The organism is Acinetobacter sp., from assembly GCF_045628685.1.
GTDB lineage: Bacteria > Pseudomonadota > Gammaproteobacteria > Pseudomonadales > Moraxellaceae > Acinetobacter.
Map to the genome: position 1 here is coordinate 1 of NZ_JAZQPV010000022.1, position 13,968 is coordinate 13,968.

The 13,968-nt window shown below is 38.1% G+C and carries 10 protein-coding genes and 2 pseudogenes; 3 read left to right on the forward strand and 9 right to left on the reverse strand.

The window, feature by feature from the left end:
• Positions 1–199 precede the first annotated feature (199 nt).
• The 3 genes and pseudogenes from ACKI4H_RS03320 to ACKI4H_RS03330 all read right to left on the reverse strand — a co-directional run.
• On the reverse strand, positions 200–313 hold the full coding sequence (locus ACKI4H_RS03320) for a hypothetical protein (protein WP_407303889.1): 114 nt from the start codon (positions 311–313) through the stop codon (positions 200–202).
• A 236-nt stretch (positions 314–549) separates the two neighbouring features.
• Positions 550–633 (reverse strand): annotated as a pseudogene (locus tag ACKI4H_RS03325) (VOC family protein); the annotation flags it as partial.
• A 25-nt stretch (positions 634–658) separates the two neighbouring features.
• Positions 659–997: pseudogene (locus ACKI4H_RS03330) on the reverse strand (biotin/lipoyl-binding protein); the annotation flags it as partial.
• A gap of 668 nt (positions 998–1,665) precedes the next feature.
• Between ACKI4H_RS03330 and ACKI4H_RS03335 the strand changes: the two are divergent.
• Positions 1,666–3,414 carry a tannase/feruloyl esterase family alpha/beta hydrolase gene (locus ACKI4H_RS03335; RefSeq protein WP_407303885.1) on the forward strand — a complete coding sequence of 583 codons (1,749 nt, stop codon included), beginning with the start codon at positions 1,666–1,668 and terminating at the stop codon, positions 3,412–3,414.
• Positions 3,415–3,804: 390 nt separating this feature from the next.
• A complete protein-coding gene (locus tag ACKI4H_RS03340; RefSeq protein WP_407303886.1) occupies positions 3,805–5,562 on the forward strand; it encodes a tannase/feruloyl esterase family alpha/beta hydrolase in 1,758 nt (585 codons plus the stop codon).
• A gap of 1,086 nt (positions 5,563–6,648) precedes the next feature.
• Here ACKI4H_RS03340 and ACKI4H_RS03345 read toward each other — a convergent pair.
• The 3 genes from ACKI4H_RS03345 to ACKI4H_RS03355 are packed head-to-tail and all read right to left on the reverse strand — an operon-like array spanning position 6,649 to position 10,267.
• Positions 6,649–7,950: an aspartate aminotransferase family protein gene (locus ACKI4H_RS03345; protein WP_171541390.1), complete on the reverse strand. Its 1,302-nt coding sequence runs from the start codon at positions 7,948–7,950 to the stop codon at positions 6,649–6,651.
• Between the two features lie 3 nt (positions 7,951–7,953).
• Positions 7,954–8,970 carry a phosphotransferase enzyme family protein gene (locus ACKI4H_RS03350; protein ID WP_407303887.1) on the reverse strand — a complete coding sequence of 339 codons (1,017 nt, stop codon included), beginning with the start codon at positions 8,968–8,970 and terminating at the stop codon, positions 7,954–7,956.
• Between the two features lie 13 nt (positions 8,971–8,983).
• The gene (locus tag ACKI4H_RS03355; RefSeq protein WP_171528566.1) at positions 8,984–10,267 is read right to left on the reverse strand and encodes an amino acid permease; all 1,284 of its coding nucleotides are present in this window, start codon (positions 10,265–10,267) and stop codon (positions 8,984–8,986) included.
• 224 nt (positions 10,268–10,491) lie between these two features.
• On the opposite strand from ACKI4H_RS03355, the gene ACKI4H_RS03360 reads away from it, so the two are divergent.
• A complete protein-coding gene (locus tag ACKI4H_RS03360) occupies positions 10,492–11,448 on the forward strand; it encodes a helix-turn-helix domain-containing protein (protein WP_171528565.1) in 957 nt (318 codons plus the stop codon).
• Positions 11,449–11,483: 35 nt separating this feature from the next.
• On the opposite strand, the gene ACKI4H_RS03365 is transcribed toward ACKI4H_RS03360, so the two are convergent.
• From ACKI4H_RS03365 to ACKI4H_RS03375, 3 genes are all read right to left on the reverse strand, one after another.
• Positions 11,484–12,152: a helix-turn-helix transcriptional regulator gene (locus tag ACKI4H_RS03365; RefSeq protein WP_171528564.1), complete on the reverse strand. Its 669-nt coding sequence runs from the start codon at positions 12,150–12,152 to the stop codon at positions 11,484–11,486.
• Between the two features lie 179 nt (positions 12,153–12,331).
• Positions 12,332–13,225 (reverse strand): phytanoyl-CoA dioxygenase family protein, encoded by an 894-nt coding sequence (locus tag ACKI4H_RS03370; protein ID WP_171528563.1) that lies wholly within the window; start codon positions 13,223–13,225, stop codon positions 12,332–12,334.
• Between the two features lie 384 nt (positions 13,226–13,609).
• On the reverse strand, positions 13,610–13,968 hold a 359-nt coding region (locus ACKI4H_RS03375; RefSeq protein WP_407303888.1), incomplete at its 5' end, for a Fic family protein.

Consider the following 13,968-nt stretch of genomic DNA (forward strand, 5'->3'; position numbering starts at 1 on the left):
GGTGTATCGCTTGAACTGAGGATCAGAAAGCCTGTTTGAATCGATGTATTTCATCCGCAGATGATGCACGAATGCCAAAAAAACTGGAGTACAAATATCAACCAAAAAGAAGATTATTTTTTGATTTATGAAAGAGATCTAATATTAAGCAAGAAAAACTCATTACTTTGTAAAAAACCTATTAAATTATCAATTTAATTTATTTATCTTTGTCCATCGAATGAGGAGATGTGGTTTTATCTTGTTGAGGAGTATCAGTATCATGTTTTTGACATGCAGTTAAACCTAGCATGGTTACCAACCCCATTATCATTAATGATTTCATGACTTATCCTTATCTGGCTTGAAAAACAATAATAGAATAATTACTCAGTTACACCGTTTAAATTTTATGATACAAATGTAAAAAACTCATAGTTTGGTTGCAGGATAGGACTGCTAAAAAACCAGTAACTTTACCTCAAGCTAATGTTGAGGTGAAGAGAATTAAATGTTTGATTGAATGCCGTGAATTGAAGTTGACTTCAGCGAAGAACTTGATCATACACCTCAACTGCAAAATGCTGCCTCAATTTGGGAAATGTCAATTTTCTTCATTGCATCAAAAGCCCTTTTGGCGGCTGCACGGTTAGGGACTGATCCACCTGTGTTGATCACCAGCCAATTCTGCCTCTTCCTGTCGGCGCTTGACCGTCGCCAAATCGATCAGTGCCAGCTCGGCTTGCCGAACCTGGGCTAGAAGCTCATCTGATTTCAATAGTACCAATAGGTTACCTGGCTTAACTTTATTACCTTCCTTGACCCTTCGCTCAAGAACCACCCTCGCTAATTTTACTGCCTATCTAGGTCCGTGCAACAGTCGTTACGACATTTTGCACCAGCGGCATGGCCCTTAAAGTATAGCTAGGTACTACTGCCACCAACGAAATAGAGCAAAACATAGTGCCAGTATCAGTAATACAATAATAATAAAAAACTTATAGCGGCCAGCACGCAATTGTACATCTCCGGTTGAGGATTAAATAATGATAGATGAGGGAACAAAGTAAAGGTCTTTATTCTTTTGTATTTATTTAAATTTATAACAGTTTTCTGAAAAGCTTCCCAGTACGTCACTTTCATTTTTATTTCAGGTCTGATTTATTGAGCGAAAGCCATTTATTCTCACCATCAAATTTCCTAATCTCTTTGATACTACAAACCCTGTATCTTTGAATAGTTTATTTTTTTAATTTTTTTGAAAAGACTTAATCTTTATTACAAACTGTAAAATCGTTTTCATCCCTAAAAAATTCTGAGTGAATCAGGAGCCTTAAATCTCCGAGTGATTTATCGGCTTTAGCCACCTGTCTGTGCAAACTTGCACTCTACGGCGTCATTCATTGATGTTCTTTTTATAAGCACATCGCGTTTTATAGACTCTATAAAAATAATAGTTGAGGTACACATTTCCCCGGTTTTATTAAATCAGGTAACAAAACTTTAAGTATTGAAATTGAACATCACTTATGGCCTGAATGACTGTTAATATTAAGATAGCCTTCATAATTTTTGATTCTTGTTGATAAGTAAAATTTTTATTTGATATATCTAGGCTATTTGAATATTGATAAATTTTTATGAAGTAAATAAACCATTTAGCTTTACTCCAAAATGGAGCTTCAAATGAATGACTTAAATAACAATATATTATCCCGATTAAGCCTACTTACGATGATTTCAGTATTGGTCGCTTGCAGTAGTGATAATGGCAGTAACAACTATCCAGGTAATCCTCCTTCGAACCAGACACCGCAGCTCTCACCCGCTGTTGGAGCTAAAATAAAGAAACAGTGCCAGCAGCTCAGTGCTTTTACATATGCAAATACCACTATTACTTCAGCCACTGCCGAAGCAGCAGGTGCTGAAACTGTAGCGAATAAGCCTATTCGGGCACATTGTCTAGTTACAGGATATATGTTTCCACGAACCAGTCCTGTAGATGGACAAGAATATCGAATTGGTTTTGAGATGCGGCTTCCTCTGGACTGGAATGGACGCTTTCTTTTCCAAGGCAATGGAGGGTTTGGTGGCGAGATCATTCCAGCGCTAGGTTTTATCGGAAGTGGGGGGCCACTCACCAATGCCCTCTATGAAGGCTTTACAGTAATCTCTTCAGATATGGGGCATACGCTTGAACAAAACTCTACTTTTGGGCTGGATCCTCAAGCGCGACTTGATTATGGCTATGCTGCCATGACCAAACTCACCCCAATGGCAAAACAGCTCATTAAGTTTAGTTATGACAAACTGCCTGACAGGTCTTATGCTGCTGGGCCTTCGCGTGGGGGAAATCTGGCACTGATTGCCGCTACGCGATTACCAAATGAATTTGATGGCATTTATGCCAATTCACCTCCATTCAACTTACCGGTGGCAATAGTTGCACAAATATATGATGCACTACAGTTGAGAAAGGTTGCCACCAATGTTGATGAGTTAGAGACAGCTTTTACTCTACAAGAAAGAAAAGTTGTGGCAGATGCTATTTTAAAGCAGTGTGACCAGCTTGATGGGATTGTAGATGGCATGGTACAGGATGTAGACCAATGCCAGTCACAATTTAATATTCAGAGAGATGTTCCGGTATGTCCGGGTGAAAGAGATGGAAACTGCCTGTCAGCAGAACAAATTCAGGTTATTTCCAATGTCTTTAAAGCACCGGTAAATTCTAAAGGTGAAGAATTCTATGTGGGTGAACCCTATGATCCGGGTATAATTGGTCAGAAATGGGCCGATGTAAAATTGTTTTCTACTAGATATCTAGAAGGTCTTGCTAGCGGCGCAGGAATTATTTTTGAGGTTCCGCCTGATGAATCATCTCTGGAAAATCCGCTGGAATTTGCATTGAATTATAATTTCGATACCGATCTCATCAAGTTATTCAGAACAGATAACACCTATAAAGAAAGTGCGGTTGAATTTATGGAACCGCCTAACCCACTGAACCTAACTCCTCTTACTTCTAAAGGAGGTAAAATTATTGTAGTCCATGCTGTGGCGGATGGATCTACTGCCTCACCGTATGAGTCACAAAACTGGTATAAACAACTCTTGGAACGCAATTCAGCCACTATACAGAATTCCGTTCGGTTTTTCCGGGTTCCGGGCATGAACCATGTCTCTCAGGGTGTGGCTACTGATCAGTTTGATGGACTTACTGCACTCGTCAGATGGGTGGAATATGGTGAAAAACCTGACCGTATTATTGCGACTGCACGAGGTCCGGGTAACCCGAGTGGAGAAATTAATCCTGAAATTCCATCAAATTGGGCACCAAACCGAACCCGCCCACTCTGCCCATACCCATTAGTTGCACGTTATAGCGGCAATGGAGATAGTGAAAAAGCTGAGAGCTTTAACTGCGCTCGATAGCTTCTGAATTTAACTTAACCGTTTATCAAGCTGGAAGAAATATACTTTTTATTTCTTCCAGTCTTAGTGAGGAATTTGAAATTCTACTGACGCTAGCTATGATAATAGTTACTCCATTTACACTTTGCAAGGTTGCTTCTAACTCAAGAGCATCCTGATTCAGGTACACATCTCCTCCGGTTTTATTAAATCACGTAACAAAACTTTAAGTATTGAAAGTGAACATCACTTATGGTCTGAATGACTGCTAATATTAACCCACAATTCTTAATTCTTAATTCTTAATTCTTAATTCTTGTTGATAATTAAAACTTTTATTTGATGGACAAAGACTATTTAAATATCGATAAATTTTTATGAAATAATTAAACCATTTAGCTTTCCTACAAAATGGAGCTTCAAATGAATGATTTAAATAACAATATATTATCCCATTTAAGCCTGCTTATGATGATTTCATTATTGGCCGCTTGCAGTAGTGATAATGGCAGTAACAACTATCAAGGCACGCCTCCTTCGAACCAGACACCACAGCTCTCACCCGCTGTTGGAGCTAAAATAAAGAAACAGTGCCAGCAGCTCAGCTCCTTCCAATATGCAAATACTACTATTACTTCAACCACTGCCGAAGCTGCAGGCGCCCTCACTGTAGCAGATAAGCCAATTCGGGCCCATTGTGTGGTGACAGGATATATGTTTCCACGAATCAGTCCTGTAGATCAACAAGAGTATCGAATTGGTTTTGAGATGCGTCTTCCTCTGGACTGGAATGGCCGCTTTCTGTTTCAAGCCAATGGTGGATTTGGTGGAGAACTCATTTCAGCCCAAGGCTATGTCGGAAGTGGGGGGCCTCTCACCAATGCGCTCTATGAAGGCTTTGCTGTGATCTCTTCAGATATGGGGCATACACTTGAACAAATTAATACCTTTGGTCTAGACCCGCAGGCCAGACTTGACTATGGTTATGACTCCATGATCAAGTTAACCCCGATGGCAAAGCAGCTCATCAGGTTTAGCTACGACAAACTGCCTGACCGATCTTATGCGGGTGGCGCTTCACGGGGTGGAAATCTGGCACTGAATGCAGCAACACGCTTGCCAACAGAATATGATGGCATCTATGCAAACGCACCTTCCTTTGAGCCACCTCTTTCAGCAATAGCACAACTTTATGATTTTAAAGAGCTCAGAAAAGTCGCTACTGAGATTGATGAGACCATAACAGCTTTTACCGATGCTGAAAGAAAGGTTGTAGCAGATGCTGTCTTAAATAAATGTGACAAGCTCGATGGGATTGTAGATGGCATGGTACAGAATGTAGACCAATGCCAGTCAGAATTTAATATTCAGAGAGATGTTCCTGTCTGTCCGGGTAAAAGAGATGGAAGCTGCCTGTCAGCAGAACAGATACAAGTTATCGCCGCTGTATTTGATACACCTGTAAACTCTAGAGGTGAAAAATTTTCTGTCAGTGAACCCTATGATCCAGGAATCGTGGGTCGGAAATGGGCCAATTTGAAACTCACACCTCTTAGCGGTTTAGAACGAGGTGCTGGAGTATTAGGGACTGTGTTCGAGACTCCACCTACCTTATTAGGCCGGGAGAGACCAGCTGAATTTGTGTTGAATTATAATTTCGATACTGACCTTATCAAGCTATATACGGCAAATGACATTTATACGCAAAGTTCAACTGCTTTTATGGGGCCACCTGATCCGTTAAACGTGACTCCTCTTACTTCAAGAGGAGGCAAAATTATGGTGATACATGGGGTGGCGGATGGCTCTACCTCAGAAAAGGAATCACAAAACTGGTATGATCAGCTCTTGAAACGTTATTCAGCCACTATACAGAATTCCGTACGGTTTTTCCGGGTTCCCGGCATGAACCATGTTTCTCAGGGTGTGGCTACTGATCAGTTTGATGGACTTACTGCACTCGTCAGATGGGTGGAATATGGTGAAAAACCTGACCGTATTATTGCGACTGCACGAGGCCCTGGCAACCCGAGTGGAGACATTAACCCAGAGATTCCATCAAACTGGGCGCCAAACAGAACCCGCCCACTCTGCCCATACCCATTAGTTGCACGTTATAGCGGCCAGGGAGATAGTGAAAAAGCTGAAAGCTTCAACTGCGCTCGATAGCTTCTGAATTTAACTTAACCGTTTATTAAACTGGAAGAAATATACTTTTTATTTCTTCCAGTTTTAGTGGCGAATTTAAAATTAAAGACTGTTCCGTAACCCGCTATGAAGATAGTTGCTCCATCTAACTTTGAAAAATTTCCTTAACCAGTGACGCCTCACAGCTTCAAGCCCCATAATCATGAAATTTTCCTAGTTCTATAATATAGAATAAAAAATTCATTCTTTCTTTAACCCTATGCCACTTACCTTCGTTTAGATCAGATTCGAGCATGCTTGTAGCAATTCACTAACCTGAATATCTGTTAGCATAACCTGGAAGGCATATTACGTTTGAACCTCGACAGGGTCAGCCTTAATACATCTGAGAAATTCAGGTATTTCATTCACTGAAAGAAGCTAATTTTTTTACTTTTTTATTTATTACAGGCTGGAGTAATCATTAAAGAAAGCTAATTATTGTCAGAAAGCCGATACCGCTTATCTTTGCGCTGAGCTTTTCTGCATTCAGTATCTGTAAATGGCCTGTCGATTACCCATAATTGATGTATTAATTTCTGGGTAAATTTTCCCAATATTTACCCACCAAGAGCAAATATGGGGTCAGACCATATCGGACAAATAGGCATAAAAAAAGCCCTAAACACTGATGTTTAAGGCTTTTTAATTCATATATCGTAATGTAACAACATATAAATTTAAGAATTTGGTGGAGGTGGCGGGAGTTGAACTCACTAGGGTTCAACTCTATCGAAATCTATTATATATAAGCCTTTGTATTTTCAGTTATTCATCTAATTTCGTTTGATAGTCTTTGATAGATATTTAAAAAAGTGTGGCAAAAAATGTGGCAAGCATATCCAACTAAACACACATCTTATATGTGTACATGATGTATACAAGATGGTGTCAATTGAACTCAAAACTTAAACTAATGATTATAAAAATTATTTTCAAAAATTAAAAATCCTGTACCCAAATTTGATTTAGTGGATTTAGCCAAGTTAACCAGCCACTGCTTTTAGTCTATATACTTTGTATGGTAGCAATGAATTAAAAACAGTACTGGTCATAAATAGCTAAAAATTATTTGATCTGACTCAAGCAATAACTTAGCTTTTCCAATAATTCATCCGCATTTGATTGATTAAAAATAAGTGGTGGACGAATTTTCAGTACGTTGTCATATGGCCCCATTGTGCTGACTAATATGCCTTGCTCTTTTAAGTTATTAACCAATTGCTTAGTTTCTAAAATAGCGGGTGTCTTAAGGTGTTTATCAGATACCATTTCAAAACCAATCCAAAGCCCAACACCACGCACATCATCAATTAAATTATATTTATTTGCATAATGTCTTAAACCTGTACGGATATAATCCCCCACCTCAGAGGCATTCTTTAATAATTGTTGCTCTTCAAATACATCTAGCACCGCATTCGCTGCAGCTGCAGCAACTTGTGCACCAGCAAAGGTATTAAAATAGAAATTCTTTTGACGAAATCTTTCAAAGAGTTCTGCATGAGCTACTAACGCAGCAATCGGATAACCATTGCCCATTGGTTTTCCCATCGTGGCAATATCAGGTACAAATCCCATATATTCATGTCCCCACATCAATCCTGTTCGACCAAATCCCGCTTGGACCTCATCTGCAATCACAAGACCACCTTCAGCATGAACTAAATCTGTGACTTTTTGCAGCAAGGTCGCCGGTACATCAGGTAAGCCTTCATTGGCAAACAAAGAACAGAAAATGATCCCTGCAAAACCCACCCCACTCTTCTTAAATGCATCAATCTGAACTTGCACTTGCTCTAGGTAAGCATTAATCAAAGCTTCACCACTTAAGCCATTTAATGGTCTATAAGTTTCTGGGAATGGAATCATCCGCACATCATCATAATTTTGACGATCCTGTGCTGCTTTAAATAGGGGGGATACGCAGTCCACGGCTGCGGTATTCCCATGATAAGCATAATTTGAACAAATGATGCCTTGGGCTTCAGTTACCTGACGCACAATCCGTAATGCTTGGTCATTCGCTTCTGAACCTGAACATGTAAAGATGATTTGATCAAAACCCGCTTTAAATGTGGCGAGTAATCGCTCACCATAACTCACAATATTGTCACTTAAATAACGGCTATGCACATTCAGTATTTGCGCCTGTTCATAGATCGCTTGAACCACGTGTGGATTACAATGTCCAACAACAGGAATATTGTTATAACAATCTAAATAGGTTTTACCATCAGCATCGTAAAGATAAACACCTTCTCCTTTCACTAAATGTAAAGGTTGTTGATAAAACAATGGGGATTGCCCCATGACACGTTTACGACGCATTAATAGAGAATTATTGATTTGATGCACTGAACTATTCATATTTTAAGCGCCTTTTTTATATAAACTTTGATGATCAAAAACTTGATTTGCTAGATATTGTTTTGCAAATTCAATTGTATCGATGGTGTATTGGACACCCATTTCCTGGGCAAGCTCTGTATCTGGATGTGAACCTGCCCACCCCATAATCACAAGTCGTCTTAACAGCATAAATACTGGAATTTCAGCTAAATCTGCTTCAGACAATGGCGCAACTTCTAAATAACCATCAAGCCATGAATGAATAATTTCATCTCGTTGCTCATGAAGTTCTAAAAATGTCATAGATGATGCGAGATCATATAAGTACCACCCAAAACCACAATCGTCGAAATCCAGTATTTTGGTTTTACCCTCGTGAACAAAAAGATTGGCAGTTCTAAAGTCAGAATGAATTAATCCATAGCGATCATTAGATTGACCATAACGATGCAAACGCTTTTCCATATAGACAGCAGCTTTTTCAACAATTTCTATGCCCTGAATGTTTGCAGCAAAACCTGTTTTCCAATGCCCCCAATTTGGTTTTAGACCAAAAGCACCATCCAAATCCCAATGTAAGCGCTCAAAATATTCAGGTCTTTTCCATTGCTTTGCATGAACGTGTAACTTTGCTGTCATTGCACCCAATTGATTAAAAGCAGCGACTAAATCTTCTGATTCGGGATGTTTTCCTTCAATAAAATGGAACAGTGCCATCGTACGCAGGGTATTGGTTTTTGGTTCATCAATAAACTGTAAAACATCTCCATCTAATCCTTCGATTGCGAGTGGTGTTTCAAGTCCTGTCTCTTCTCGCAGTGCTTTCATCCAAGCTAGTTCGGAACGAATTCCATTTTCAGTATGATAGTCAGGGCGATTCACTCGAAGTACCCATTTTTGTTCTTCATCTGACACAAGAAAGGTGGCATTTTCAGAGTAACTCAACAGCTTCAGTGATGCCTCTGGTGTAATATTCCATCGAGGTAAAGCCTGCTGAATCAGTGTTTCAAGATAATCTACTGGTTCTAGTTGAATCATGTCCTTAACCTCCTTACTTTGCTAAAGTGTGCGTTTTTTTCACACTCATCATCTTGCTGAAGTATTGGCTACCCATACACACCATCAAAATCAGGAATGGTCCAAGCACTACAAGATCAAACTTAAATGCAGTCACGAATAACAGTGATGATGCAATTAACATGACATACCCTAAATACACTCCACCAATCGCTTTGTAAGGACGTTCTACATGTGCTTGACTACGACGTAGGTAAATAAATGCTGCGCTAGTAAGTACATAAGTGAAGGTAAACATCACAACAACACCGAGCATCACACGTTCAGGATCAAGTAATGAGATACCAAAGCCGGCAATCGCCACAAAGAGTACTGAATAAACAGGTGTGCCACTTTGATTCACTTTGGCAATTACTGATGGAATGACACCTTCACGTGCCACATCAAATAGTTGGCGAGATGCTGAATAGACAATAGAGAAGAAGCCTGCCAATAAGCCAAGTAGAACGCCAAAGGTCACTATATTTTTTAAAACAACTTGTTCTGTAGCAATACCCGCTAATAATGGATCTAACACGCTCGTAAGTTGACTTGTACCCACTGCACCTGGTGCAGCAAGTAATAAACATGTTGCTGTTGAAGCTAATATTAATAGCCCTAGTGTTAATCCTTTAGGTACATCTTTCGCAGGATTCTTGGTTTCTTCTGAACATGACACGGTATGTTCAATACCGACGAACATCCATAGTGCAAATGGAATCGCTGCTGCAATTCCCACTAAAGAAATTGGCATATTCGAAATTTCTAAATTATCTGCATTAAATGATGGTGCAACACCACCAGAGAAGATAAACAAAGTTGCAACGGCAATTGCACCTACAATTAAGGTGATCGAAACTAAATCTTTTGCACCACGTAAACTAATCGCTACAACAAAGACAAATAAAATCAGTTTGATGAGTGATTCATTCATAGTGAATAGTGAAGAGGCATAGCCCACAATAAAAGTGGCAACCACACCTGCACATGAAATAAGTGCTAAACCAATCGTGATGCCTGAGAAAGATCCTGCCAAATGGCCAAATGCACGACGTACAAAAGAACTCAACCCACCTGCATTAGGCCAAGCCGCTGCAAGCTCAGAAATACATTGAGTGAAACCCAAATAAAACATAAACATAATAGCGAAAGCGATACACATATTGCTCCAACCATATTCCAAGCCAAAATTCCAACCTGAAAATTGGCCTGCAATGACGATGGAGACCCCTATGGCTGTGACCATATACCAACTTAAAGTGCCTTTTTTGAGTGACATACTTCTTCTCTCCCAATCTCTAACTTCCACCTTTTGGATGACATTTTTCAACTAGTTTTATGTCATCCAAATCAGCAAAGTGATTCGTTGTTATTTATTTCGATGTATGAATTGTGGAATGAAGTTAAAAAATCATTTAACAAAAATTGTTCTTTTTAGAGTTTATTTTATGGCACCAAATTTGCTTAATGTTTTGGTTAGTTCAACAGTAAAATTCGACTGCCATGTTTGAATCCCAAAAAAACAATCAAATTACTCCACCTTTGTATTTTAATGATGCAGACGAACAAGCTCTGTTCATTCAAGGCTGGGATCAACAATACGAACAAATTAGCATGGGCAAGTTTAGTGGTCGTTTGCAGGAGTTATGGCTGGGGGATATTCAATTTATTTTGGAAGGTTGTAGTCAATCTGTGCATCAAATTGGTGCTTCTTGGCATGATTCACGCTGTTTTATCCTTCCTATTCAGCAGGAAGGTGTCTCATTCTTTCGTAATCAAGTAGTTGATATTGACACTCCTATGACACTAAATCCAAATGAGATTATGGATTATCGCACCTGTAGCAATAATTTAACGATTGGCATTGCGATCCCAAATCAAATTATGGATGCACTCTCTTGTCTCGAAGAATGTGAAAATCTCAATGATTTTTTCTGCTTACATCCTCATTTACATGCCAATACTGCCCAATTTAATGAATTAAAATCACTGTTAATACACCTTTTCAGCCATGCTACAGCACATGCAGAACTTCCTTCATCAGTAAATGAACACTTTATTTTGGATGAAATTTTTTGCTTACTGTTCTCTTCATTCAGTATTTATGAAAATACTCTCGCAAAGAAAATTTATTCTCACAAAAAAATTGTAAATCATGTCAAAGAGTTAATTCTCGAAGATCCCTCTATTCCCCCTTCTATGACAGAGATATGCAAAGAAGTGGGTGTTAGTCAGAAAGTGCTTCAACACTGTTTTCATGAAATTATGGGAACAAGCCCTGCTCAATATTTAAAGGCAGTTCGTTTAAACAGAGTTCGGCGGGACTTAAAAAAAGCAGATCATAGAATCGAATCGGTACAAGATATTGCCTGCAAATGGGGCTTCTGGCATGCCAGTAATTTCACTTCAAACTATAAAACGATGTTTGGTGAATTACCTTCGGAAACTTTAATTCATTAATCATTATTGTTATATATCAAAACAACTTTATATTTTTAAATCAACTGATTGAGCAACACAGTCAATGCCAATCGATTGGGTACATCTAATTTTTCAAATATTCTATTGGTATTGATTTTAACTGTGCCGACTGAAATGCCCATTTGTTCTGAAATATCCTGATTCGCATAACCTTTTAATATCAAAAAACAAAGCTGTTTTTCACGATAAGTTAATGCTGCTTGATCTAGATAATTTGCAATCACTTTATTTTTAATACCTTCAATATTAAAAATATTGGTTTTAAGAATATTATAAAGTGCTTGATTTGACGTTAAATCTTTTTTCTTCTCTTCATTTGGATTTGTAATCGCTATACCTGCAAATGCATGGTCATTTTCCCAAAACACAACTTCAAAAATTTCATTGATATTTAAATCTGCTGTGAAGGTTTTATAGCGATGTATGTCTAGCGTTGTGTCTGGAATTGAATTGAGATAGTTCATGTTGTCATGACTCTTCAGAAAGTAGTCAACATTTAAAGGATCACAATCTTGAAAATGGTGATGATATTTATGAATGAATTCCTTTGGAGCTTCAATATTATGATGAATTTGAGCCTTACGTTGATCTTCATCAATCCAATAAAACATCGCACCTTCAGCATCTAGATAGTTTTTTGCCAAAAGTAGTGAGTTTTCAATAATTAAGTTTTCTTTTAGCATATCTTTCGTAGCTCATATACTTTCCAATATATAAGTAGCAATTAATATGCCAGTCAGATAAATTAATTCTTGGAACTTTGCTTTTAAATAATATTTACACATAGAAGAAGCCTCTCATCTGAATATATTGTCTTTATCTAACAACTATTCAAGTGAGAGGTATTTAATAAATTTAAAGATTAAACGTGCTCACCAACCTCTTTTGCATATTCTTTAATGACATCATTTCCTGAAGCAACCGTGACATTTAGACCTGCTGAATGTCTCTCTTCCTTACCTCTAAATACATCTAGCGGGTCTTCGAAGTCACGTACATAGCCTAATGCAAAGCATGCACATTGATATCCCATTAGCTTTAATAATTCATCATCTAATGTTTGTGCAATTTCTGGTGGTGTAGCTAAATATTGATTTTCTTCCTGTCTTAACCAGCCAGCACAATAATTCACATTGATTGCTTGACGAATTTTATCTGTATTGTTCGTTCCAGCACCATGGTAAATTTTACCTGTATAGATGAGTACTGAACCTTTACTCATTTCAGCAGGAATTGTTTGTTCTTGCACAAATTTTTGTCGAGCTCCTACATACATACTGTTTGGAACTACACGTGTTGCTCCATTTTCTTCAGTGTATTCAGTCATTGCCCATAGTGTGTTGAACTGTGGTTCAAAATCATCTGGAAACTCAAAAAAATCCCAAGTTAATTGATCTTGATGTAAAACTTGAGCTGGCGAACCAGGATTAACAGTAATAATTTGCGTCAGCTGCAACTGTATTGTAGATGATTTATGCAAATGTTTTTTCGCTGCCGCCAACATAAGGGGATGTGTAATAATTTTTTCACGAGCTGTTTTAGAACGTGCAACAAGAGCACCTGTTCGCTGGATTTTTTTACCTAAAAATACATCTTCTCCATATGGACTAGAATAAACATGTTCATGTGTTTCTTCTGCGATACAATCCATCACCTCAGGCGAAACTAAATTTTCAATAATACAATGACCATGTTCTTTTAATGCTTGTGCAACTTCATCAGCAGTTGCTGTATTCGGTAAACGGATAAGACCCATTGTTATTGTCCTTTTAAACTTGTTTTCGATGATTCAAAGTTAAGGCAAAACAAGAGACGTAGCATCTAACTAAAGTTATATAATTTTATAATTCCTAATTTTTTACCAACAGCAATTCAGTCACATCTTAAGGGGGGCATCAATTAAATTTGGAAGCCAACCCATTAATTTTATTGAGTAAAAAAAATTAATTGCCCCAAATTAGATTTAATGCATTAAATCACTTTAAAATCTTGTTCAAATCCGAATTCAGGATTTGAAATGGCGTACGGCATTATAGCAGAACATTATACTTAAAAATAATTATAATGTTATAACATTACAATTAATTCCTTGTGATATTAATCATCACATCAACCTCAGTATAGTTCAATTTTTTAATTTTTATTTTTGCTTAGGACTCTTAGGCTTATCAGGAAGGGTACGTTCAACCACACCTGCTTCTAATGCTGGAGTTAAATAATTTTTTTGGAATGTTGCTCGGTGGGACAAGTCTAATAGAGCCATCAGCTCAGTTAGGCTATATTCCTTCAGCTCCATATTCTGGATAAGACGTTTAACTTGATCGCTAACTTGTACGCTAGCTTGAGCGGTATCTTGATCGCTGGCATCAGAACTGAGTATCGCATCTAGAATCATCTGCAAAATAAACTCAATAAAAAGTGCAGAATCTGAGCGATCTGTACTCGCTTGCAATGCATCGTAATAAGCTTTTTGGTTTTGATAAATCAAGCTTTCTACAG

Bases quoted from the DNA above. Each gene is read 5' to 3' on its own strand.
- ACKI4H_RS03360 (WP_171528565.1), top strand. From the start codon at position 10,492: ATGTTTGAATCCCAAAAAAACAATCAAATTACTCCACCTTTGTATTTT.
- ACKI4H_RS03355 (WP_171528566.1), bottom strand. From the start codon at position 10,267: ATGTCACTCAAAAAAGGCACTTTAAGTTGGTATATGGTCACAGCCATA.
- ACKI4H_RS03365 (WP_171528564.1), bottom strand. From the start codon at position 12,152: ATGCTAAAAGAAAACTTAATTATTGAAAACTCACTACTTTTGGCAAAA.
- ACKI4H_RS03335 (WP_407303885.1), top strand. From the start codon at position 1,666: ATGAATGACTTAAATAACAATATATTATCCCGATTAAGCCTACTTACG.
- ACKI4H_RS03340 (WP_407303886.1), top strand. From the start codon at position 3,805: ATGGAGCTTCAAATGAATGATTTAAATAACAATATATTATCCCATTTA.
- ACKI4H_RS03350 (WP_407303887.1), bottom strand. From the start codon at position 8,970: ATGATTCAACTAGAACCAGTAGATTATCTTGAAACACTGATTCAGCAG.
- ACKI4H_RS03320 (WP_407303889.1), bottom strand. From the start codon at position 313: ATGATAATGGGGTTGGTAACCATGCTAGGTTTAACTGCATGTCAAAAA.
- ACKI4H_RS03370 (WP_171528563.1), bottom strand. From the start codon at position 13,225: ATGGGTCTTATCCGTTTACCGAATACAGCAACTGCTGATGAAGTTGCA.
- ACKI4H_RS03345 (WP_171541390.1), bottom strand. From the start codon at position 7,950: ATGAATAGTTCAGTGCATCAAATCAATAATTCTCTATTAATGCGTCGT.